Source organism: Pseudoalteromonas sp. T1lg22, assembly GCF_002964645.1.
GTDB lineage: Bacteria > Pseudomonadota > Gammaproteobacteria > Enterobacterales > Alteromonadaceae > Pseudoalteromonas.
This window is the reverse complement of sequence record NZ_PQBY01000013.1, coordinates 275,847-299,632: the sequence shown is the minus strand read 5'-3', so window position 1 is coordinate 299,632 and position 23,786 is coordinate 275,847. Positions and strand designations below refer to the sequence as shown.

Annotated in this window: 19 protein-coding genes and 1 pseudogene; 8 read left to right on the top strand and 12 right to left on the bottom strand. The window is 49.2% G+C overall.

The features are described 5' to 3' along the window. Positions 1 to 9: 9 nt before the first annotated feature. From C2M24_RS08400 to C2M24_RS08380, 5 genes and pseudogenes are all read right to left on the bottom strand, one after another. A complete protein-coding gene (locus C2M24_RS08400; RefSeq protein ID WP_233999524.1) occupies positions 10 to 1,380 on the bottom strand; it encodes a sigma-54 dependent transcriptional regulator in 1,371 nt (456 codons plus the stop codon). A 301-nt stretch (positions 1,381 to 1,681) separates the two neighbouring features. Then, positions 1,682 to 2,485, bottom strand: a complete 804-nt coding sequence (locus tag C2M24_RS08395; protein ID WP_105201444.1) for a DUF1338 domain-containing protein — start codon at positions 2,483 to 2,485, stop codon at positions 1,682 to 1,684. 39 nt (positions 2,486 to 2,524) lie between these two features. Continuing rightward, the gene (gene astD, locus C2M24_RS08390; protein WP_105214144.1) at positions 2,525 to 3,985 is read right to left on the bottom strand and encodes a succinylglutamate-semialdehyde dehydrogenase; all 1,461 of its coding nucleotides are present in this window, start codon (positions 3,983 to 3,985) and stop codon (positions 2,525 to 2,527) included. 9 nt (positions 3,986 to 3,994) lie between these two features. Further along, a pseudogene (gene astA / locus C2M24_RS08385) lies at positions 3,995 to 5,028 on the bottom strand (arginine N-succinyltransferase). A 24-nt stretch (positions 5,029 to 5,052) separates the two neighbouring features. Continuing rightward, a complete protein-coding gene (locus C2M24_RS08380) occupies positions 5,053 to 6,261 on the bottom strand; it encodes an aspartate aminotransferase family protein (RefSeq protein WP_105214142.1) in 1,209 nt (402 codons plus the stop codon). 160 nt (positions 6,262 to 6,421) lie between these two features. Between C2M24_RS08380 and C2M24_RS08375 the strand changes: the two genes are divergently transcribed. Then, positions 6,422 to 6,850 (top strand): Lrp/AsnC family transcriptional regulator, encoded by a 429-nt coding sequence (locus C2M24_RS08375; RefSeq protein ID WP_105201440.1) that lies wholly within the window; start codon positions 6,422 to 6,424, stop codon positions 6,848 to 6,850. On the opposite strand, the gene C2M24_RS08370 is transcribed toward C2M24_RS08375, so the two are convergent. From C2M24_RS08370 to C2M24_RS08360, 3 genes are all read right to left on the bottom strand, one after another. Continuing rightward, positions 6,847 to 7,719 carry a mechanosensitive ion channel family protein gene (locus C2M24_RS08370; protein WP_105201439.1) on the bottom strand — a complete coding sequence of 291 codons (873 nt, stop codon included), beginning with the start codon at positions 7,717 to 7,719 and terminating at the stop codon, positions 6,847 to 6,849. The two genes, C2M24_RS08375 and C2M24_RS08370, sit on opposite strands and share 4 nt — an antisense overlap. Before the next feature lie 53 nt (positions 7,720 to 7,772). Then, positions 7,773 to 8,681 (bottom strand): hypothetical protein, encoded by a 909-nt coding sequence (locus C2M24_RS08365; protein WP_105214140.1) that lies wholly within the window; start codon positions 8,679 to 8,681, stop codon positions 7,773 to 7,775. Positions 8,682 to 8,825: 144 nt separating this feature from the next. After that, positions 8,826 to 10,979 carry a M3 family metallopeptidase gene (locus tag C2M24_RS08360; RefSeq protein WP_105214138.1) on the bottom strand — a complete coding sequence of 718 codons (2,154 nt, stop codon included), beginning with the start codon at positions 10,977 to 10,979 and terminating at the stop codon, positions 8,826 to 8,828. Positions 10,980 to 11,430: 451 nt separating this feature from the next. On the opposite strand from C2M24_RS08360, the gene C2M24_RS08355 reads away from it, so the two are divergent. The 5 genes from C2M24_RS08355 to C2M24_RS08335 all read left to right on the top strand — a co-directional run bounded on the left by C2M24_RS08355 (position 11,431) and on the right by C2M24_RS08335 (position 15,919). Continuing rightward, positions 11,431 to 12,606, top strand: a complete 1,176-nt coding sequence (locus C2M24_RS08355; RefSeq protein WP_158683733.1) for a DUF418 domain-containing protein — start codon at positions 11,431 to 11,433, stop codon at positions 12,604 to 12,606. Between the two features lie 50 nt (positions 12,607 to 12,656). After that, on the top strand, positions 12,657 to 13,811 hold the full coding sequence (locus C2M24_RS08350; protein ID WP_158683732.1) for an ABC transporter substrate-binding protein: 1,155 nt from the start codon (positions 12,657 to 12,659) through the stop codon (positions 13,809 to 13,811). Positions 13,812 to 13,853: 42 nt separating this feature from the next. Further along, positions 13,854 to 14,909 carry a 23S rRNA pseudouridine(2604) synthase RluF gene (gene rluF, locus C2M24_RS08345; protein ID WP_105214132.1) on the top strand — a complete coding sequence of 352 codons (1,056 nt, stop codon included), beginning with the start codon at positions 13,854 to 13,856 and terminating at the stop codon, positions 14,907 to 14,909. A gap of 10 nt (positions 14,910 to 14,919) precedes the next feature. After that, the gene (locus C2M24_RS08340) at positions 14,920 to 15,507 is read left to right on the top strand and encodes a GDSL-type esterase/lipase family protein (RefSeq protein ID WP_105214130.1); all 588 of its coding nucleotides are present in this window, start codon (positions 14,920 to 14,922) and stop codon (positions 15,505 to 15,507) included. 76 nt (positions 15,508 to 15,583) lie between these two features. Continuing rightward, positions 15,584 to 15,919, top strand: coding sequence for a 5-carboxymethyl-2-hydroxymuconate Delta-isomerase (locus C2M24_RS08335; RefSeq protein ID WP_105214128.1), 336 nt, complete (start codon positions 15,584 to 15,586; stop codon positions 15,917 to 15,919). Positions 15,920 to 16,058: 139 nt separating this feature from the next. On the opposite strand, the gene C2M24_RS08330 is transcribed toward C2M24_RS08335, so the two are convergent. From C2M24_RS08330 to C2M24_RS08320, 3 genes are all read right to left on the bottom strand, one after another. Beyond that, positions 16,059 to 17,162 (bottom strand): glycosyltransferase, encoded by a 1,104-nt coding sequence (locus C2M24_RS08330; RefSeq protein ID WP_105214126.1) that lies wholly within the window; start codon positions 17,160 to 17,162, stop codon positions 16,059 to 16,061. A 266-nt stretch (positions 17,163 to 17,428) separates the two neighbouring features. After that, a complete protein-coding gene (locus C2M24_RS08325; RefSeq protein ID WP_105214124.1) occupies positions 17,429 to 20,485 on the bottom strand; it encodes an efflux RND transporter permease subunit in 3,057 nt (1,018 codons plus the stop codon). Further along, positions 20,486 to 21,571, bottom strand: a complete 1,086-nt coding sequence (locus C2M24_RS08320) for an efflux RND transporter periplasmic adaptor subunit (RefSeq protein WP_105201429.1) — start codon at positions 21,569 to 21,571, stop codon at positions 20,486 to 20,488. Positions 21,572 to 21,693: 122 nt separating this feature from the next. On the opposite strand from C2M24_RS08320, the gene C2M24_RS08315 reads away from it, so the two are divergent. Both C2M24_RS08315 and C2M24_RS08310 read left to right on the top strand, forming a co-directional pair. Continuing rightward, a complete protein-coding gene (locus C2M24_RS08315; RefSeq protein ID WP_105214122.1) occupies positions 21,694 to 22,578 on the top strand; it encodes a LysR family transcriptional regulator in 885 nt (294 codons plus the stop codon). Further along, positions 22,565 to 22,873: an MGMT family protein gene (locus tag C2M24_RS08310; protein ID WP_325034812.1), complete on the top strand. Its 309-nt coding sequence runs from the start codon at positions 22,565 to 22,567 to the stop codon at positions 22,871 to 22,873. Before C2M24_RS08315 ends, C2M24_RS08310 begins: the two co-directional genes overlap by 14 nt. A 3-nt stretch (positions 22,874 to 22,876) precedes the next feature. Here the strand turns inward: C2M24_RS08310 and trhA are convergent, their stop codons facing one another. Then, positions 22,877 to 23,503 carry a PAQR family membrane homeostasis protein TrhA gene (gene trhA / locus C2M24_RS08305; protein ID WP_105201427.1) on the bottom strand — a complete coding sequence of 209 codons (627 nt, stop codon included), beginning with the start codon at positions 23,501 to 23,503 and terminating at the stop codon, positions 22,877 to 22,879. Positions 23,504 to 23,786: the final 283 nt, after the last annotated feature.

Genomic DNA, 23,786 nt, shown 5'->3' with positions numbered 1-23,786 from the left:
TAGGTTTAGTTACAGCTTTATTTTGCACTTCTTAATTAAGCGATAAAAAGTCGTTCGCGAAATATTCAGCTCTCTTGCCGCTGCTGAGATGTTGTAGCCATTATTTCTAATGGCCGTAAGTATTAACTCTGTATCTATCTCTGATCTATGTTTTACTAAATCTATTACCTCTGACTTTGAGTCAGATTTTTTTGGCAGCCTTATACCCAGGTCTTGCTCGGTGATAATATCGTTTTCACTCATGATAATGGCACGTTGGATACGGTTTTTAAGCTCCCTAATATTGCCAGGCCAAGAGTAGGCTTCCATTGCCTGTAATGCCTGATCACTAAAGCTGAATTGATGATTCGGGGGCGTCAGTTTTGTGAGGCAGTCGTTGGCAAGAAGGGGGAGATCACTAATGTGTTTTCTAAGACTTGGGATCTCCAACTGAATAATGTTAATTCGATAGTATAAATCTTCTCTAAAAAGGCCTTCTTCGATGGCATTTTCTAAATTTACATGGGTGGCAAAAATAATGCGACAATCTACCTCGGTCGTTTGATTACCACCTATGCGCTCAATATAATTTTCCTCAAGAAAATGCAGTAAATTTATCTGTAATTCCAATGATAAATCGCCTATTTCATCGAGAAATAAGGTGCCTTTATGGGCCCGTTCTATACGTCCTATATATTGCTTATTGGCACCGGTGAACGCGCCTTTTTCATGGCCAAAAAGCTCAGAGTGGATCAGGGTGGGCGGCAGTGCACCACAGTTTACCGTGATAAAGGGGCCATTGCGGCGTGGCGACAAGGAATGTATATATTGGGCGCACAAGCCCTTACCTGTGCCGGTTTCACCGCCGATTAATATGGTTTCATCGGTACAGGCAACCTTATCCAGGGTCTCTTTTAGTTGCTGCATTTCTTTGGATTCGCCAAAGCAGATGCTGTTGGCTTTGCTCGCTGCCGTACCTAGTTTTGAGCGCAATTTAAGTTGCGCCATGCCATAAATATGACCCAAGGTGTGATCCAGCCGTGCCCAGTCTACAGGGAGGTGATGATAATCAAGAAAGTAGTCGGTAAAGCAATAACTGATATTGTCTAGCAGATTGTCGCCGTCGCGAAACAGCGCTAACCATAACAGTGAGTCCTGGCTGGCCGACAGCTGTTTTACGGCTTTGAGCACCGCTTGCTGTTGGCTATGTCCGACCAAGGCTATAGCAACGTAACAGTTATGCTGCTCGAGGATTTTATAGGCACAATCCAAGCTGTTGGCATGGATAAAATGCCAGTTGGGTAAGTTCGTCCGTGAGTTATTTAAGCATGTTTCATCGGTAAAATTTAATACCAATACATCACGCTCCATGTGGATCGTTGTTGTATTGCGCTTACTCACACTAAACCCTTAGCTATGAGACCATGCATTTGTGAGGTGATTAGCTTAAAGTCTAGAAGAGCTGGGACTATTCGCAAGCCAGCTTTGATGGGCGTTAGCGCATTTTTAAGTTTCTATAATAGGTATTAAAGTTAATACTTTCTCCTTAGGCTTTGTTTATACTGACTTACAGAGGATTTATGCCCAGGATGAGGTGAGCACCTTGACACAAGAAGCTGTAATACGGTGTAACAAATATTGATGTAGATCATAAAAAAAGCCCCTAATGGGGCTTTCTGAAGTCTGCATATTACCGTCTGAATTAACGAGCGTTGGTGCTCTCAAAGATTTTGTCCGCAGAAGCGGCAACAAAACCCGTGTAGATTTCACCGTTTGGCTGCAAATAGCGCAAAGCAAACTCGTAGAAGCAGCTTGGCACCGCGAACTCACCATCACTGAACTGCACCTTGGCATCATCGGCAAGGGTGGATGATTGCTCAAGTAGCACTTCCGGAGAGCCTTTGATCTCGCCACCTGAGGTGTTAAGCGCAAAGCCTGCATCTTTTAGTTTCTGGTTCACCTGTTCAATGGTGTCGAACTGAGCCAGGTGGTTAATGCTGACGGTGAAGTGGTTGGCACGATAGCCCCAGGCCGCCATCCAGGCCGCATACTCACTTTCGGCAAGCAGCGCTTTGTATGTTTCATGGCTTACCTGCCAATGAGTGCCCGAGTACAAGAAGTTATCGGCGGTCACGGCGGCTTCATCGATTTGCTCAACCATCTCATGAACGACTTTTTGTAGCTCTTCAGAGCACTGTTCAACTAATAGCTCAGAGATAAACACCTTAGGTTGAGTTGGGTCTTCATGTTCGAAGTGCTTAGCGTACAGCTTTTTCGCTTCGAAGTGATACTCACCACACTCCTTGTAACCCACGGCTAAAAAATGGGCGGCTAGTTTCTCTAAACCTACTTTAGGCAGGTTGAAGGTACGCAGGGCAATATGATCGTTGATCACATCATCTTGCTGCGTTGAACCTAATAGCTCGTGAACCTTTACCGCTGAAGGCGTTACTTCTAAGTAGTTGTCCCACAGCTTTTCAAATAATGTATTTACATCGTTATGCATGTTTTTTCCTTAACGCATGTGCGCGTGAATTATTCTCTATTAAAGCATTAAGCCCGGCGCTAATTTTTCTGGTAGTGTGCTTTTCGGCGCTTCCACAGAAGCCACAGGATAAGCACAGTAATCTGCTGCATAGTAGGCACTCGCACGATGGTTGCCACTGGCACCGATACCACCAAACGGGGCGGCACTTGAGGCCCCAGTGATTGGACGGTTCCAGTTAACAATACCGGCGCGAATGCGCTTTAAGAAATAGTCATAGTCGGTTTGCGAGTCGCCAAGCAGACCCGCAGATAGACCGAATGAGGTGTTGTTGGCCTCATCAATGGCCGCATCGAAATCACTGTAGCGATACACTTTTAACAGTGGGCCAAAGTGTTCTTCATCGGCCAGGGTGATGTTAGAGACATCGACAATACCTGGGCTGACAAAGCCGGTGTTCTCATCTAGATGTTTCATCTCTAGTAGTGATGTTGCACCTTGGGCTACTAGCTGCTCGTAGGCCGAGCGCATGCCCGCCGCCGCTTTTTTGCTGATCATGGCACCCATAAATGGTTGCTCTTCGGCAAAGCTGTCGCCAATTTGGATGTTTTTAGTCACTGCTACCAAGCGCTCAAGAATGGCATCGCCTTGGTCGCCTTGCTCGATAAACAGACGACGAGCACAGGTACAACGCTGGCCAGAAGTAATAAAGGCAGACTGCACAATATCGTGTACCGTGGCGTCAATGTCGCTCACCCCTTTAATGATCAGCGGGTTATTGCCGCCCATCTCCAGTGCCAGAATTTTGCCCGGATGACCGCCAAACTGCTGATGCAGTAAGTGACCGGTTTGCGAGCTGCCGGTAAAGAAGAGGCCGTCGATATCCTGATGTGAGGCCAGGGCCTTACCCGTTTCTATCTCACCTTGAACCAGGTTAATCACACCCGCAGGAAGGCCGGCCTTGAGCCAAAGCTCCAGAGTGTGCTGTGCAACCTTAGGAGTAAGTTCTGAAGGCTTGAACACCACGGTATTGCCCGCAAGAATAGCCGGTACTATATGACCGTTTGGCAGGTGGCCCGGGAAGTTATAAGGGCCGAATACCGCAACCACACCATGAGGCTTGTGGCGGATAAAGGCTTGAGCGCCAGGCATGGGGTTTTCAACCGTACCGGTACGCTCGTTATAAGCCTTGATTGAGATAGCAATCTTGCCTGCCATAGCACCCACTTCGGTGCGTGTTTCCCACAGTGGCTTGCCGGTTTCTTCGGCTATGATGGTCGCTAACTCTTCGCTGTTTGCTTTAAGCTGATCGACAAAACGCTCTAGTAGCGCAATACGCTCACCAAGCTCAGTTTGTGCCCAGTCGAATTGCGCCGCACGGGCGCTTTTTACCGCTGCGTCTACCTGCTCGGCACTGGCGCCTTGGCCTTGCCAAATCTCGGTATTTTTACTTGGGTTGATGGATGAAAACGCCGGGCCTTGACCCGCAACCCATTGGTTATTAATTAATTGCACTTGCATAGTCATTCCTTAACGACTAGAGAGCGCGAAAAAGCGCACTGAATCACCCTGGGACACCCCAAGCGCTTGTGCGGTTTGCGCATTTAAATAAAGTTGATGTTTGATATCGCAATACTGTACGGCATCGCTAAATATAGCCCTGAACTCGCTGACTTTGTCATTACATATCGCCCAAGTGATGCCTTGCGGTCGCAAATCTTCTTTGATCAATACCGGACACACCTTGGATTGGCGCACCGTGGCTATATTGCCTAGCTTGGCTTCTACCGTTGGACCCGCATCGAACAGATCAACATAGCCGCGGTGCTCAAATCCTTCGCGCTGCAATAAGCGCAGGGCAGGGGCTGTGTTTTCATGCACTGCACCGATCACGGCTTGTGCTTCTGGGCTTAACAGGCTGACATAAATCGGATATTTCGGCATCAGCTCACTGATAAAGGTTTTATCCCCTAAGCCCACCAGGTGATCCGCCTGAGGAAACTCAATGGAGAAAAAGTGCTGCTGTAGCCATTGCCAAAACGGCGAATGTCCTTGCTCGTCGCTCACCCCGCGCATCTCGGCGATGATAGTGTCGCTAAAGCGGTCACTGTGCTCGGCCATAAATAAGAAGCGAATTCGCGATAGAAAACGCCCGGTTAAGCCTTTGCGGTGGTCTTCGCGCAAAAACAACGTACAAATTTCCGAGCAGCCGGTGTAATCGTTACACATGGACAGGGTTTCAACCGAGTTGTAAACACCTAGGCTGGGGCTGTGATGCACTGAGGTTGACAGCCGATAGTGGTATAAGGGCACAGACATGCCCACCGCAGCTTCAATCCCGAGGTGCCAACTATCTGGCCGCTGTAGGTATCTTCTAACACGAACAAATAGCCTTCATCCCCAGGGCCATTGACCTGCTTGTTGAAACTGGCCTCGGCACGGGCGATTTTAGCCTGTAACTGCTCATCATCCACTGGCAGGGAGGTAAAGCCGTGCCCTGACTCGGTGGCAATTTGTTTTAAAGCGGCGAAGTCATCGCCGCATATAGGTCGTAAAACTAGCATAAGATTAGTCGTCGCCAGCTACTGTTATTTAGCAGCAACAACCTGAGCAACCGCTTTTTCAAAGCGCGCCAGACCTTCTTTGATATCCGCTTCTGGAATAACAAGAGAAGGAGTAAAGCGTACCACATCCATGCCAGCGACCAGGCTCATTAGGCCGTTGTCCATAGAGGCATTAAGGAAATCACGGGCGCGTCCCTTGTAATCTTCGTTCAGTACTGCACCTAGCAATAGGCCCTGACCGCGTACTTCACTGAAGACCTTGTATTTGTCGTTGATGGCAGCCAAGCCGTCACGGAATAGTTGCTCACGTACCTTAACGCCTTCGAGCACTTCTGGGGTGTTTACTGTGTCGAATGCGGCTTCAGCAACGGCACAGGCCAGCGGGTTACCGCCGTAGGTAGAGCCGTGTGTGCCTGGCTTTAGGTGCTCGGCGATATCGGTGGTGGTCAGCATGGCGCCGATAGGGAAACCACCGCCCAAGGCTTTGGCTGTGCTTAGGATATCAGGCGTTACACCTAGACCTTGGTAAGCGTATAGGTGACCTAAGCGGCCAACACCGGTTTGTACTTCATCGAAAATAAGCAGGGCATTGTGCTTATCGCACAGTTCACGCACGCCTTTAACGAAATCTGCTTCAGGGGCAATGATGCCACCTTCACCCTGCAGTGGTTCCATCATCACCGCACAGGTGTTGTCATCGATAAGTGATTTGAATGTTTCCAGGTCGTTGTAATCACAGTGCACTATATCGCCCGGCTTAGGACCGAAGCCGTCAGAGTAAGCGGCTTGGCCACCTACGGTTACGGTGAAGAAAGTACGACCGTGGAAGCCCTTGTTAAAGGCGATGATCTTAGATTTTTGTGCGCCGAATTTATCCAGTGCCCAACGACGAGCCAGTTTTAGCGCCGCTTCGTTCGCTTCGGCACCTGAGTTGGCGTAATACACTTTTTCGGCAAAGGTGGCATCGGTTAGCTTTTTAGCCAGGCGCAGCGCAGGCTCATTGGTCATAACATTAGCCAGGTGCCAGATTTTCTCGCCTTGCTCTTTTAAGGCGCCAACCAGCGCCGGGTGACAATGACCTAAACAGTTAACGGCGATACCACCGGCAAAGTCGATAAACTCGTTACCTTGCTGATCCCATACGCGAGAGCCTTCGCCCTTAACCGGGATAATCTCAGACGGGTTGTAGTTAGGTACCATTACTTCATTAAATAGTTCGCGGTTTACTTGCATGACACACCTTTAAAATGAGAGAGCGGCTCGAAAATGGATGGCCGCTAATTATAGTCGATTATTATGGCCCTTATATTGACTACTTAAGCATTAAATTTGCAGTGTCATATTGATAAATTTGCGTATAATCTCTATCAAAATGACGAAATCGGCAACCATAATGATAAATAAACAAGATGAAAAGCTCCTGGCCATGCTTAGAACCAACGCCCGTGCCAGCATCTCAGATCTCGCCCGTGCCTTAGATTTGTCGCGTTCTACGGTGCAAAGCCGTATGCAAAAACTTGAGGAAAGCGGGGTAATTAAGGGCTACAGTGTCGAATATGGTGATGCCTATTTATCGTCCATGGTGTCCGCTCATGTGTCTATCAAGGTCAAACAAAAGCTCACCACCAAAACCAATATCGAACTTAAGCATATTGATGCCATTACCGAACTCTATGCCATCAGTGGGGAATACGATCTTATCGCCCTGGTGCAGGCGCAAAGTTTAGAAAAACTGAGTCACCTGCTTGATGATATCGGCAATCTTGATGGTGTAGAGCGCACCACCTCCTCGGTGATTTTGGAGACCAAGTTTAAGCGCTAATGGCGTTTGAGGGTTAGCTCACCGTCGATATGCAGATCCCTTTGTGGGAAGGAGATCACTACATTATGGGCCGCAAAACTGGCGCAAATAGCAAAACGAATATCGCTTTTTACCTTGCGTACACTGGCCTCGGCCTCGGCGTTAACCCAGAACACCGCATCGAATATCAAAGCGCTGTCACCAAAGTCTGCAAAAATTACCGTGGGTTTTGGGGTTTGCAGCACCGCCTCGGTTTCACTTAGTATTTCATTGAGCAACTTGGCGACCAGAACGACATCGCTGCCATAGGCCACACCGACTCGTACATGGGTTCTGGCCATGGTGTCTATCAGCGTCCAGTTGGTCACTGTATTTTCAAGCAGTTGGCTATTGGGGACCAGCATGTGCACGCCGTCGCTGCGACGAATACGGGTAGAGCGGGTATTGATGGTTTCCACCACGCCCTTGGCATCACCCACCTCTAGAAAGTCGCCGATGCGTATGGGGCGCTCCCAAATCAAAATCCAGCCGCTGATAAAGTTGTTAATGATATTCTGGGCGCCAAAACCGACGCCAATGGCCACCGCACCTGAGACAAAAGCGAAAGCGGTAAGCGGAATGTTGAGCACTTCCAAGGTGGTGAAAACGATGATAACAACGCACAGCACCAGGTAGATACGTTTAAACAGCAGTGCGGCATCCGGGCCGATACGCTTATTGCTGATTTTTCTCTGTAGCAGCTTGCCGATATAGCGTACCAAAACCCACACCACTAAAATAATCAGTGGAATTTGGATCAGCTTGGCCAGAGTGAATTCTGAGCCGCCGTAACTAAAGACTACGGTCTCTAGCGCCTGCGTGAGCTTTTCGAAAAAAGGGCTATTTAACAAAGTCGTATCCTTTTATTTTTGTATTATAGGCCAATAAGAGCCAAGCCGATTTATTAGTCTATATCCATGGGTTCAAGTTTTTGCTCATCGAGCTTAAATATATAGATATTACGGCCTATGCCCTTAAACTCTTCGTCGGCTATTACAACCGTGTTGTTGTCGTAAAAGGTGACTGCTTCTTTTTGTGTGACTATGCCGAGGTTTACTTTTTCTACCTCGCCGGAGAAAAAATTATCTCCCTGCCAGTTTCTAAACAACCAAAGATCGGTTGAGTCGAGCAGGGCCAGGGTGGAGCGATCCGGGCTCATGGCCGCCGAGGTGACCCAACAGAGTTTCTCCGCCGTGGTGCAGGTTTTAAAGGAGCCGATAAACTCAGCCTCGTAATTGTCGGCATGATTGCCGATGCGATAGAGATTGGTTTTACCATCGAAAGGCTGGGTACGGTTTTTGGTAAATAAGTAGAGCTTATGCTTGTATTCGACAAATGCCTCTAAATCGAAGTTTTTCCGCTCCGGGGTCAGCGGCTCTTCCCACAGCTCCTTGTAGGTGAATTTAATGATCTCCGCAAAGGCCTTACCGGATTTGATGTCGATAGGGTTTTCAATTTTATAAATGGTCAGCCAACGACGGTTATGTTCGTTATTGCCAAAATCCCCTAAAAAGAAGTGACCAAACTCGTTTTGAGTCATGTCCTCCCAGTCGATGTTTTTGGCATTGGTGACTTCGATGCGTTGTTGCACCTTACCCTGTTCATCGACCTGATATAAAAAAGGGCCGTCGCCGCCGTCATTGATGGCCCACAAGCGCCCACGCTTATCGAATTCGATGCCGGAGACTTCTCTTAATTGCGGATCTAGGGTCACAAATTTGTGCTGATAAAGATAATAAATCAGATACGAGGCAATCATCCCCGTGACCAGTACGGAGATAATGCTGATAAAAACGAACGACTTTTTAAGCATAACAACACCAGAAGAATCAACGCCCTATAGTATAACAACAGGGTGATGGATATGCTTGTGGGTAAATACAAAAAAACGCGGCCGGGTGGCCGCGTTTTGTAAATTTAGCTTGGCTACTTGTCAAGCTAACATCTGAGCTAGGTCTTATTCGGCGTTGCCATCAACCAGGCCACGACGTTTAAGTAGAGCGTCTGTGGTTGGTTGTTGACCACGGAACTCAATGTAGCTTTGCATCAAGTCGCGGCTGTTACCACGTGATAGCACTTCTTTACGGTAGTGATCACCGTTTTTACGGCTTAGGCCACCTTCGTTTTGCATATGGGCGAATGAATCGGCCGCAAATACTTCGGTCCACAGGTAAGCGTAGTAACCAGCGCTGTAGCCACCGGCAAAGATATGGCTGAAGTAACAGCTCTTATAACGTGCCGGGGCCGGGTAATAGTCGATGCCGTGACGGGCCAGTGCATTTTTCTCAAAGGCGGCCACATCATCGATTTTGGTACCTGGGGCGATTGAGTGCCATTCCATATCAAGCAGGGCTGCGGCAAGGTATTCTGTGGTATCGAAACCTTGGTTAAAGGTGTGTGATTCCAATAGCTTATTTAACAGCTCTTGAGGAATTGGCTCGCCTGTTTGGTAGTGCTTGGCATAGTTGGCCAACACGCTCGGCTCGATATTCCAGTCTTCGTTCGCCTGTGATGGGAACTCTACGAAATCGCGCGCGGTCGCTGTACCGGCCAATGACGGGTATTTCACGTCAGAAAATAGGCCGTGAATAGCGTGACCAAATTCATGGAACATGGTGGTTACTTCAGAGAAGGTCATCAGCGTAGGCTGGCCTTCGGCAGGCTTAGGAATATTCTGGGCGTTGTAAATAACTGGCTTGGTGCCTTGCAGGTGGTTTTGACCTACATAAGCACTCATCCAGGCACCGCCACGCTTACCTTCACGCGCATAAGGGTCAAGGTAGAATAGACCGATAGAGCTGCCGTCTTCGTTGAATACTTCCCATACGAACACGTCTTCGTGATAGGTAGGTAAGTCGTTACGCTCTTTCATGGTGATGCCGTATAGCTTGTTCATGGCGAAGAACAAACCATCGTTGATCACTGTATTCATTTCAAAATACGGTTTAACCAGGCTGGAATCGATATCGTACAATTCGGCACGTACCTTGGCGCCGTAGTATGCCCAATCCCAAGGCTGTAGTTCAAAGTCTTTACCGTCTTTCTTAATTGCCGCTTGAATTAGCTCGGCTTCTTGTTTGGCTTTGGCCACAGCTTTTGGTGCCAGGTCATCCAGCATGGTGAACACGGCTTCAGGTGTTTTTGCCATGCGATCGTCAAGCTGATAATGCGCCCAAGATTCAAAGCCAAGTAGCTGAGCCTTTTCTGCGCGTAGCTGCGCTTCTTCGATGGCGATAGGGCCATTGGTTTTTTGTGCACGTTCAGACGAAGTACGCCATACTTTTTCACGTAGCTCACGGTTTTCAAGGCTGGTAAGGATAGGCTGGCGTGTGGTGTTTACCAGGGTGATCATATAGCCTTCTTTGCCGGCTTTTTCCGCTGCTGCTTTAAGACTGGCGATATCATCTTCGCTTAAGCCTGCAAGTTCGGCCTTGTCGCTCACCAAAATGGTGTCTTCTTTAAACGACTTCATGATGTTTTGCGAGAACTGTGTGCTTAGCTTAGATAGCTCACCGTTGATTTCACGCATGCGCTGCTTTTGCTCTTCGTTTAGCTTGGCACCGGCGCGTACAAATTGCTTGTAGTAGTAATCAACCAGACGCTGATCTTCTTTTGAGAGTGCGTCTTTAGCGTCGTATACGGCGGCAACGCGATCAAACAGGGCTTTGTTTAGGAAGATGTTGTCGCGGTGTTCGGCGAAAATAGGCGCCATTTTGGTGTTGATACGCTGATATTCGTCGTCAGAGATAAGGCCAGACAGGTTAGAAAACGCAGCACGGGTGCGCTTTAGGATAGTACCCGATTGCTCCATCGCCACCAGTGTATTTTCAAATGTAGGCGCATCTGGATTGTTAGCAATGGCATCGATTTCAATGCGTTGCTCTTTGATACCGGCATCGAAAGCCGGCTCGTATAACTCGGTGCCAATTTTATCAAATTCTGGTGCCATGTAAGGCAATGGGCTTTTGCTTAGGAATAGGTTTTCTTGAGCTACTTGCTGTGTTACCGGAGCTTTAGCCGCGGCTTGAGTTTGGTTGTTGCTAGGTTGCTCGCTACAGGCGGCCAATAATGTTGTCGCGCTCAGGGCGGCAGCAATAACGGATAAACGCATTGTTTACTCCAAATGTTGTTAAGGTTGTGTTGTTATGGTGCGCTGGTACAGCGGTGCATGGCGGTAGGCGATAAATCGCGATTAAGGCCCGGTTATGCCCGCAATAATGACCGTGTCAGTTGCGTGAGGAAACAGCTAAGAAAGCAAAGTTTCGATGGCGCCGACATCCATGCACTAAAACCACCACATTACTGCGGATAACGCCCAACAACAAGTGACTTGGCCGTATTTACGGGCATTTTGTCGTAAATACCTCGGCTCTATGTCACTTTTTAGCTCTATTAAAGACAATTTTGCGCAAGGTTAGGCATGAGTTGAGGCTAAATAGGTGGTTTTATGCACTGCAAGACGCCACTTAATATCACCACTAAATTTAACTACTGAATAGGCATAAGCCTATGTTAGCCTTAGTTTAATTCTTATATTCAAGATAATGGCATCGGAGTTAGCCGTGTTTGCATCGAGTTTATTTCAATCCTCCGGGCCCTATCATGCTCTGGTAGGCGAGGGGCGCCGCCCCGATTTGGATATCCTCAGGGGCATTGCGATTTTGGGGATCTTCTTTCTTAATGCCCCGTATTTTATCGACTTTGCCAATGGTTATGTACCACCGCTGCCACTGTCCGAGGGCGATGCGATACTGACTCGACTTTCAGATATCGCGCTGGAAGGGCGTTTTCGTGGCCTGTTCTTGGTGTTGTTTGCTTTAGGGTTAGTGATCCAGTGGCAGCGCTGTTATGAACATGAAGCGCCCATACCTAAATTACAGCGCCGCTTATTGGTGTTGCTGGGTTTTGGCTTCGCCCACAGCCTGTTTATTTGGGCCGGCGATATTCTTATCGGTTATGCGATTGCAGGTTTGCTGGCCCTGCCCATGCTGGCTAACCCAAGAAATAAACTCACTCTACAGGGCATTGCATTTCTGGTCTTTGGCAGTGCCATGCTGTTGGTGCTGGCCGCTTTAAGCAATGAGCCCCAGGTGCAGTTTACCGATTCTCACTATCAGGCCTATTTAGCTCAGTTCGATGGCAACTTTTGGCGCACGCGGGGAGCTAACGCCGGCAACAGTGCCTTGATGCTGCTAGCGTTAATGCTGGCGATTCTTTGGCAGCAACTGGGCATGGTGTTGTTAGTCGTCGCCGCCTGGCGCAGCGGGTGGCTGGTAAGACCCTGGCCGCTGGTGCATACCCTGGCATTAATCAGCGCTCTACTTGGCTGCGCCTATTTAAGTTCGCGGCAATGGCATGACGTCAGCGCCTTTAACGATGTGTTGGCTCTGGTTGCCAATTCTTTTAGTGGTTTTTGCACCGCGCTGATTGCGGTGCATCTCTTGTACCTTTGGTCGTTTGCCGATAATGTTTTGACTCGGGCGCTGGCCAGTGTTGGGAAAATGTCCCTGAGCTGTTATTTAAGCCAGTCGTTGTTTATGGTGGTGTTGATCCACTTTTTCGGGAGCGAAATGGCAACCGAATTTCAGTTGCAGGATTATTTGTTGTTGTCCGCCTTTGTGAGCGCGGTCAGTTTGATAATTTGCCCCTTGTATCTGCGTGCCTTTAAACAAGGCCCTGCGGAGTGGCTGTGGCGGCATTGGTATCGAGATAAGAATAAGAAAATAAATACTAATTAGTATGGCAAGGAATGCCAGCCATACGGCGAAAATCGACTAAGGAGGGTGAGATGAACTGGCTAAAATCAGTGTTATGGGTAACGCTATGGCTGACAGCTATGGTGTTTTCCGCGCAGGTATCTGCGCAGTTATTGAAACAATCACCGATGCAACAATCGGCAAAGCCGCAAACCAGGGTCTTGCTGATCAACCCGTCTACAAAAACAGATCCTTTTTGGCATCAGGTGCAAACCTTCGCTCAGTATGCCGCAAGGGATTTAAACATACAGCTGAATGTGATTTACGGCGATGCCCATCGTGAATATCAACAGCAAAACCTGCGCTTTTACCTCAAGCGTGATGCCGCCCCGGATTATGCCATTTTAATTAATTACCCCGGTGGCAACGGCGAAACCATGCGCATTCTAGAAGCCGCCAAGGTGCCTTTTATTACCTTAGAGCAAACGTTATCGGTTAGCGAGCGTGCCGCCTTAGGCGAGCCTGGCAGCTCTTTTAAATATTGGTTGTATGAGATCAGCCATGATAACCGGGATGCCGGTTACCAATTGGCGCAAAGCTTAATTGCCATGGCCCGTAAACGTGGGATAGCCAGACCCGATGTGCTGGCTATAGGCGGTCATTATGGTGCCGAAACCGACCACAGGGTGCAGGGACTAAATGATTATCTTGGCGCGCAACAAATAGCGCTGCAGCAACTGGTGCATGCGCAGTGGCAAAGTGAGCGGGCGGCGCAGCAAACGGCGCAACTACTGCGTCGTTATCCTTATGCCAAGGTGATTTGGAGCGCCTCGGATGGCATGGCCATGGGTGCGGCCCAGGCCGCCGTATTGGCCGGGCGCAGTATTAATCGCAATGTTTTTATCGGTGGTTTCGACTGGTTACCCGAGGCCTTAGAACGCATTGAAACCCAGCAGTTAAGTGCCTCGGTAGGCGGTCACTTTTTAATGGCCGCCTGGGCGTTGGTGGTGATTTACGACCATGAGCGGCTCGCCGAGCCGCAGCTGCTTGAGCGTCATATTCGCTTTAAGCTGGCCATAGCCGATGAAACCAATGTGGCGCAAATTAAACCCCTGGTCGATCCGAGCAATTGGCTGCATGTAGATTTTAAGGATTTCAGCCGCAGCGAGCATAAGGAGTTGGAAAGCTATCCCTTTGCTGTACAAAGCCTGCTTGAGCACTACTTTAATTCGGATTTTTCGCGGTGAGTCGATTACAATAGGGGCAATATCAGCTAGATTGAAGTAAACATGAGCCAAGCTACCCGCCTTAATAAATACATTAGTGAAACCGGTTTTTGCTCGCGCCGTGAGGCCGATGCGCTGATCGCCGCAGGACGCGTAACCGTTAACGGTCGGCAGCCGCAAATGGGCGATAAGGTCAGTGATGCCGATGACATATTGGTGGACGGTAAGGCGCTTAAAGCCAAACCTAAGCGGGTCTATCTTGCCTACCATAAACCGGTGGGAGTGACCTGCACCACAGAGCGTAAGATCAAAAGCAATATCGTTAGCGCCATTAATTATCCCGAGCGCATTTTTCCCATTGGCCGCTTGGACAGACCCTCGGAAGGCTTGATCTTTTTGACTAACGAGGGCGATATAGTCAATAAGATTTTGCGCTCGGGCAACAACCATGAAAAAGAATACGAGGTGGTGGTCGATAAGCCGCTGAATAAGCGTTTTGTCGAGCGTATGGCACAGGGCGTTCCCATTCTTGGTACTGTGACCAAAAAGTGTAAGGTGGAGCAAACCGGCACTCAGAGTTTTCGTATTATCCTCACCCAAGGCCTGAACAGACAAATTCGCCGTATGTGTGAGTACCTGGGTTATGAAGTGACCAAGCTTAAGCGCACCCGCATAATGAACGTGACTTTGAGCGGTCTTAAGCCCGGCCAATGGCGCCACCTAAGCGAGAGCGAAATGGCTACAATCAATGCCCTGATCGCCGACTCGGGTAAAACCGAAGAGCATTCTCTGCATGCTTCAAGTGTTCAACAACAGCCAAAGCAAGAAGTAAGAGCCGAGTCAGGACAAAGGCCTGCGCGACAACGCCAAGAGCAGCGCCGCGAGGGAGAAAAAGCCCCGCGTGCAAAGTCTTCTCACGATACAAAGCCCGGTGGGAAAAACAGATCTCAAGGTAAGCCCTATGGCCAATCGCCCAGTAAGCCTCTTGGTAAGTCATCTGGCAATCCAACAGGCAAGCCAACCGGTAAGCCAGCAAATGGCGCCAAAACCAATCAAGGCGGAGCGGGCTCGGCGCCGAAAAAGCGTCGTGTAGGCGGCACGCTCAGTTTAAAGAAATAAGGATATAGACATGAAACCTTGGCTCGTCCCCTTATTTTTATTGCTGCTTAGCGCTTGCTCCGAGCCGGCGCGACTCGAGCTAAACAGCGATGCCAAGGTGTTGGCCTTTGGCGATAGCCTCACCGTGTCGGTGGGAGCCAGGCACAGCAGTTATCCTGAGCAATTGGCGCAACTTGCCGGTTTAGAAGTGATAGCCAGTGGCGTCTCCGGTGAGCAAACCCATCAGGGTCTGGCTCGCCTTGGTGATACCCTGGCTACACATCAGCCCCGGGTTTTGGTGTTGCTCGAAGGCGGTAATGATTTTCTGCGTAATAAACAGCCGCATTCGGTTAAAAGCAACCTGGCGGCCATGATTGAATTGGCACATCAGCAGGGTATAGAGGTGATCTTGGTGGCGGTGCCACAAAAATCGCTCTTTCTTAGCGATGCGCCCCTGTATCAAGAGCTGGCAGAGCAATATCAGGTCGCCCTAGTTGCCGAGACCCTCAGTGATTTGCTCGGCGACAGCCAATATAAGTCGGACCAAATTCACCTGAACGACAAGGGCTACAAGCTATTGGCCGAGGCCATCGCTGATAAGATTAAGGTAGCAAGATAACTTTATAGCCAGCCAAATTGTTGCCTGTATAGCGGCGCGGGAGCCGAAGCCGCTGCATAGATTAAAGGAGTAAAATTTGCCTCATTGCATTATTGAGCATTCTTCTTCTATCGAGGTAGAAGAGCTGAATCAAAAAGTATTTTTAGGTGCTTTAGAGTCTCGTTTATTCGAGACGGATGGCCGCGATATAAAAGTTAGAAGTATTGCTTATGAGCATTATCAGACCGGAACGGCTAAAGACGCGTTTATCCATGTAACATTACGCATCCTTTCTGGGCGCAGCGACAGTGATAAAGAATTGCTATCTAGCAGTGTGATGTCTAAGTTGGAGTCCATACCATTAGTTAATGCGTCTATAACAATAGAAGTGGTAGATATAGACCGAAATAGCTATCGTAAAAAAGTAGTTTAAATACAACAGCTTTTTTGCAGTTTTGCTTTATCAAGACCTGCTAAAGCCATGGCTGGACCTTAGCCATCAGTGGAGCTTGCTATTCATAGACATCAAGTGCATAGCTATGATGTCTATGAAGGGCACTATTCGAATGTGCTTAATCTTCCAGTAGGCTTCGATAAATCTCCAGTGTCTTATCGACACCTTGCTGCACATTAAACTTTTCAATAACGCGCTTTTTCGCCTCAACACCAAATCTGCTACACAGAGCGCGATCTTTATACAGGGTCAGAATGGCGTCGGCCAAGGCTTGCGGCTCCGACGGCGGTACAACGATCCCGGTAACACCATCTGCTACCAGCTCAGCATTGCCGCCGGTATCCGAAACTATCGCTGGCACGCCATAGGAATTGGCTTCTAACACGGCGCGGCATAGGCCTTCGCGCTTGGTTGTTGGCAATACCACAGCATCACAGGCTGCTGCCACTTCGGGCGCATCCTCACGATAGCCTAGAGCATGGACTCTTTGCGGCTTTCCACTTCGTTTTATCATCTCTTGAATCGCTTGCGATTCGGGGTCGGCACCCACCAACAGGATGTCTAGATTACAGTCATCGGGCAGCAAGTGAACCGCATCCATTAAAACATGCAATCCTTTTCTAGGTCTTAGGTTTGCGACCAGAGAAATCTTAAAACTCTCGTCATGCAATGGCAGGCCACTGAGATCCGCCGGAGTGTTTTGATACCAGGACTGGTCGTGACCCTTATAAACCGTGATCGCCTTGTCTTTATTTCCCCATACATGCTGCTGTAAATCTTCGGTCACCGCATTTGCAACACAGATAATTTTATCCAGCCGAGGGTGAAGCATGGTGAGGTAGACAGTCGGATCCCAACGTGAAACGTTGCCCGTCTGACCGCGATAGGCAATCACCTTGGCCTTAGTGCCAATGGCTGCTGTGGCGCCATTACTACAGGCAATATTGTTAAACAAATGCAATATATCAATATCGTTAGCCTTGATATATTCCCTGATTAACTTGATAGTCTCTAAAGATACTTTTTTATCTAAAGCGTTGGTTATGACCTTGATCCCGTGCTGTTCAAAGTAAGGGATTAATGTTGAGCCTGGGTTGCACAGAACCGTTACATCAACGGCGCCACTGTGGTGCAGGCCTATTATTTGTGACGCTTCAGGGCGAATAGGATTAATGTTTTTTCGATTGTGGTGTGTAACCGCTAACAGTTTTATTTTTTTCATATAAATAAAAGTAATTTATTTAATTTAGGCTTAAATCTTATAACGTCAATTAAACAAATAATCCTTGATGAAATTAATTGGCTTAATGTCTGAATTATATAGCTCTTATACAACAAGAACACCTGTTTAATACAAGAATATTGTGTATTTTTTTGTAAAAATGCTGGCCGGGAAAGGTCATTGCCGCAGGGCTGAGCCAGCTCAAGTAACGCCGGAAAAACGCCAGCGCAATTAAAAAGCCAGCCCGAGGGCTGGCTTTATCGTGTTTAGCGCTTATGGCTATGGATGCCAAAGAACTTGCAATACAACACGGGGATCACTATCAGTGTGAGTATGGTGGCAAAACCAAGGCCGAACATTATGGTCACCGCCATGGACTTGAAGAACACATCAAAGAGCAAAGGTATCATGCCCAATATGGTGGTGATCGCTGCCATGGCTACCGGACGAACCCTGGAGACGCCGGAGTCAAATACCGCCTGGTAAGGGTCTTTGCCCGAGGCCAGCTCTAAATTTATCTGATCGAGCAGCACTATACCGTTTTTAATCAGCATGCCAGACAGGCTTAATAACCCGAGCAAGGACATAAAGCCAAAGGATGCATTCATGCTCAGCAATCCGGCACTGACCCCGACGATGGCAAGCGGCACAGTGGCCCAAATAACCAGGGGCTTACGCACCGAGTTAAATAATAAAACCGTGATCACAAACATGGCCAAATAACCCAGCGGCAAGGAGCCGAAGATGGCGCTGCGAGCATCGCTGGCAGACTCAAACTCGCCGCCCCATTGCAGTTCATAGCCCTTAGGTAGCGCAATGGCTTCGATGTCGCCGCGAATACGGGTAAAGAGTTTGGCCGGAGTTTCATCGCCAAGGAGATCGTGATCCGCCATCACGGTCAGGGTGCGTTTGCGGTCGCGGCGCATGATCAAGGGATCTTCCCAATGCACCACAAAGTCGTCCACCACCTGGGTGATGGGCACAAACACCCTTAGTACCGGGCTGTATATTTGCAGGTCGCGCAGGCTTTCCACATTAAGGCTTTCCTCCGCGGGGCTGCGGGCAATAATAGGCAATAGTTGAGTGCCATCGCGATACAGGCCCACGGTTTTACCGCTGACACTGGTCAGCAGCAACTGATCGAGATCGCTTTTGCTAATGCCCAGGCGGCGCGCCTTTTGCTCGTTCAGAATAGGGCGGATTAACTTGGAGCGCTGACGCCAGTCATCACGAATATGGAAGGCACCGCCATCCGCCGCCAAGATGCTCTTGGCCTGCTCGCCTAGTTGGCGCAGCACTACGGGGTCGGGCCCGGAAAAGCGTGCCTCGATTTTAGCATCGGTGGAGGGGCCGATTTCCATGCGTTTAAGTTTAAGCTTGGCATCGGTAATATGCGCCTGCTCATAGGCACGCACCCTGTCTATCATGGTGAGGACCGCGTCGCGGTCACGCACGCGCACGATTAACTGGGCAAACGCCGGGTATTGTTTTTCCGGCGCATAGGTGAGCATAAAACGCGGCGCACCTTGACCTATGGTGCTGGTAACTTCGCTGACCAGTTCATCGCTGCGCAGGAAATGCTCCAACTTGGCCACCCCTTGGCTTGTGGTGCGAATATCGGCGCCCTGATAGTGCCAATAGTCGATATAAAACATGGGTGTATTCGAGGCCGGGAAGAAGGATTGTTTAACCGATTTAAAGCCCACCAAGGCGGCTATCAGTAAGAGTAACATTAAGACTATGGTGGTTTTACCGTAATGCATGGCGCGGCTAAGAACAAACTTATAGGCGCTAAAGAGCACACCCTGATAAGGGTCATCGGCGCTATTATCGTCACTTTGCTTTTGTCTAAACATCATATCGGCGAAAAACGGCGTTAGGGTAATGGCGGTTACCCAGCTAAGCAGCAAGGAGATAAACAAGACCCAAAACAAACTGCCGGCAAATTCACCGCTGGCATCCGAGCTCAGACCGATAGGCGCAAAGGCGGTAATGGCGATTATGGTGGCGCCAAGCAGGGGCCACTTGGTTTGACCGACTATGTTAACCGCCGCCTGCAATTTGGTCTGTCCGCGTTTAAGGTTAATCAGAATGCCTTCGGTGATCACTATGGCGTTGTCGACCAGCATCCCGAGGGCAATGATCAAGGCGCCAAGGGAAATGCGTTGCAGGTTAATGTCGAACAGGGCCATAAAAATAAAGGTGCCGAGCACGGTAAGCAGCAAGATGCCACCGATCAGCAGGCCACTTTTTACGCCCATAAACACCAGCAGCACCACTATGACTATGACCACAGCTTCAAACAGGCTGAGAATAAAGCTTGAGACCGAGCTTTCAACCTCTGCTGGTTGATTGTAGATGGCATCGATTTCCATGCCGTGTGGACGCTGGTATTCTAGGGTTTGCAGATGTTGTTCAATACGCGCGCCGACATCGACCACATTGACACCACTGGTAAAAGAAAGGCCAATAAGCAGCGCCTGTTTCTCGTTGTAACGAACTATATGGCTGGGCACTTCGGCATATTCGCGGTACACCCGGGCGACATCGCCAAGATAAATAAGCTCACTGGCACCTGGGCTGGAGATAAGCAAATGCTCAAGCTCGGCGACATCATCGAATTCGCCGGTGGGGTGCAGGCGAATAGACTCCCCATCGACCATAACGCGGCCAGCATTGGAAACGGTATTTTGCGCCTGCAAGAGGGAGTAAATATGATTGGGGCTAAGTCCAAGCTGGGCCAGTTTATGGGTCGACATCTCGACTATCACCTGGCTTTGTTGCTCGCCGGCAACCGTTACCTTGCCCACGCCTTCCACCAACACCAGCTCACGTTTTAAGAAGTCGACATAGTCTTTAAGCTCGTCATAGGAATAGCCATCGCCGGTTAAGGCCAGGGTTACGCCATAGACATCGCCAAAGTCATCGATCACCTTGCTGGGATATACACCCGGTGGCATGGATGAGGATAAGTCATTGATCTTTCTGCGTAGCTCATCCCAAATCTGTTTAAGGTCTTCCTTGCGGTAGGTGCTTTTCATCTCCACCGTGATCTGGCTTTTGCCATTGGAGGAAATGGAGGTCACATAATCCACATAGGGCAGCTCTTGAATCGCATTCTCTATGGGGTAGGTTACTTCTTCTTCCACCTGACGAGGGGAAGCGCCGGGGTAGGCGGTGATCACCATGGCTTTTTTCAGGGTGAATTCCGGATCTTCCAATTGCCCCAGAGATAAATAGGAAAAGATGCCGCCAAGCAACAAAAACAGCGCAAACATCCAACTGATAACTTTGCGCTCAATGGCCAGTGCAACCAGATTCATTTACAGCCCTCGCTCTTTTTGCCAAGGGCGTACCTGCATGCCTTCTTGCAGGTAGTGCACGCCTGCGGCGACCACCTGCTCACCGGATGCAATGCCAGAGCGAATTTCTATGCCGTCGCGGTGCATTTGTCCGACTACCACGGCACGCTTATGCACTTGTGCGGTTTCGCTGTTATAGACCCAAACATAACTGTTGTCCTCGGCTTCCTGCTCAGGGTCTGAGAACACCGCCTCGGCGGGCAGTTTATGCCAGGCTTTCACTTCTTTGGTGATCTTGCTGACATCGATATACACGTGCCCCGTCATGCCCGCCAGCAGATTAAAGTCTGTTGGCACCGGCAGTGAAAACACCACCTTGTAGGTGAGGGTGGCAGGATCCGCCTGAGTATCGTATTCCTTAATACTCAGTTGATAGGATTTATCCGGGAAGCCATCGAAAATCACCGTTGGCTGATAGAGAGTGTCTTTATTGACTCGGGCGACCAGCTTTTCCGGCACCTGAATTTCCACATCCATCAGATCCCGCGTTTCTAGGCGTAAAATATTCTGTTTGGCCTGAATGTTTTCAAAGTTTTTGACGAACACCTTGGCCACTGTGCCGGCAAAGGGCGCCCTTAACTCGGAATTCTCTAAATTGGTTTTGGCAATATTAAAAGCAGACTCGGCCACCCGGGCGTTGGCCACGGCCTGATCCAGCTCGGCACGACTGGCAATGTTTTTGTCGAACAAGGCCTGCACCCGCTCTAATTGCGAAGTTGCCAGATCATAACGGGCTTTGCGTTCATCGTATTGCAGTTGGAAGTCTTGAGGGTCGAGTTTGGCCAGCAACTCACCTTTTTGCACCTGTTGACCAGCCAGCACAGGAAACTCTAACAGTTCGCCGTTTACGCGAAAGGCCAGATAAGAGCCCTGGTGTGCCACCACCTCGGCGGGGAAACTGCGCATCATGCTCTCATCACTGTGACCCACCGTAAGTAGTTTAACTGGACGCACAGGCGCGGGTTGCTTGCTTTGCTCGGTCGGTTCGCTACAGCCAACAAGTGCTGCGCTAAGGGCTAGCAGGGTGAAAGAAAGGATACGCCGCATAAATTTTAGACTCCCAGTATGATCTTAATGATTGGAATTGTGGCCATTATTGCTACACAGACTACTGCAGGATAAGATAAAATTAAAATTATAAATATCTTTGAACAAGATTAGATTTACTTATGAAGTTAGCATGGCTCCAGGTTCTTGACGTACTCTCGCGCAGCCGCTCATTAAGCGAGGCGGCGGAACAATTACATAAGACCCAACCAGCCTTGACCATGACGGTCAAAAAAATCGAAGAAGCGGTGGGCTTTGCCGTGGTTGACAGAAGCGGGTATAGGTTTTCTCTGACCGAGCAGGGACAGGCTTATTGTCGCCGCGCCCAGTACCTGCTGCGGGATTTACAGGAGCTCAGCGCATTTGGCAGTGAGCTGGCCAATGGCAATGAGCCCTTGCTTCGTTTGAGCTACGAGCAGGTGTGTGTCGGCAAGGAGCTCAGTGCCATACTTAAAGCCTGTTACCATGAATTCCCCCACACCGATTTTGCCATCGACTGTGGTAAGCGTTTCAGTGCCCTAGAGCAGGTCAACAGCGGTCAGTCGGATTTGGGTATCGGCCCTTGGTTCGATATTTTCCATGCCACCGGCGACTTGGAAAGCATACCCGTGGGAGAAATTCAGGTGGGACTGGTGGCCTCGCCACAGCTTATCAGCGAGCCGCGCCTTAGCTACAAACAATTACAGCAATACCCTTGTGTCGCCATGTATGAAAGCGATATGCCCTTTGAACATGGGCGCATGCCGTTTTTAAACCAGGTCGCCAAGCTTAAGGTTGATGATATTTTTGCGCTGCGCTCGCTCTTGCTTAACGGCGCTGGTTGGGCGCTGATGTGCTTGGATTTATGCCGTCAGGAAATAGATTCAGGGCAACTACAGGTGTTGACGCTCAGTGACAGGGAGCACTCCTTTAGAGCACAAATTCGCGCCTTTCGACGTCACTCGGCGCATCATGGGCCGGTGGCTCGCAGTCTATGGCAACGTTTGGAGGCCATTGCCCATGGATAAAAAAACCATGATCTATCAGGTGGTGGCTGCCATTCCAAAGGGCAAAGTATGCAGCTATGGCGAGGTAGCAAAAAGGGCGGGTTTACCCGGTTATGCCCGCTTTGTGGGTCATACGCTAAAGACATTGCCCTTTGGTTCACGTATTCCCTGGCACCGGGTGCTCAATAGCCAGGGTAAGATTTCCTTTCCAGAAGGCAGCGATGGTTTTATGCGCCAACAACAAGCGCTGTTGGCCGAAGGTGTGCTGGTTACTAATGGCAAGGTGAGTATGAGCAAATTCGCCTGGAAGTTATAACCCCTAAATCACATATAAATAAATGGCGAGAAAGTGGCACAGGCAGGCGGCAAGCACAAAAACATGCCAAATAGCGTGGCTGTATTGGCGATGCTTGGCGCTATAAAATACCGTGCCCAGACTAAAGATCACCCCACCCAGTACCAGCAACCAAAGTGCCGGTCCCGGCAAGGCCAGATACAAGGGGTAGACGAAAGCCAGTGCTATCCAGCCCATGATCAAGTAAGTGGCCAGTGACACCCGAGGGCGCGGCACCTTGGCGCAGAGCTTAAAGATCACCCCGAATAATGCCAGACCCCAAATACACAACATTCCCGCCCAGGCCCAATAGCCACCCAGCGCCAACAGCAAAAAGGGCGTATAGGTTCCGGCAATTAATAGGTAAATGGCGCTGTGATCCAGCTTTTTTAAAATTGCCTTAATGCTGCTGCGACTGATGGCGTGATAGCAGGTGGAACTGACAAACATCAACAATAAGCTGGCGCCGTAAATGGTCGAGGAGATGATTGCCGTGGTGCTTTCACTGATCATCAACATGGCCACTAGGGCGCCCAAGGCTAACAGGGCGCCAAGTCCATGACTAAGCCAGTTAATTTTTTCTTCTGCTGCTGAGTAGCTGCTTATTTGCATAGGGCTCACTTTGCTTTTGTTTGCTGGGTTCGATGGGTACAAGCCAGACTATAACTATTGAGCGTACACTTGTACACCGAAAATTTATTGCAAATCCACTGTGGTTAAAAACACAAAGTCACCTGTTAAAAAAGCTATTTTTTGGTCAATTCAGTTTGGTTGTCAATTCCGCGCATTTAGACAAATAAATTTAAATTATTAAAAAACAACAAGATAAAAAATATTTTTACCTTGGCACAACCTTTGAAATAGATATTGCGACTAACTTAATGACACGTTAACA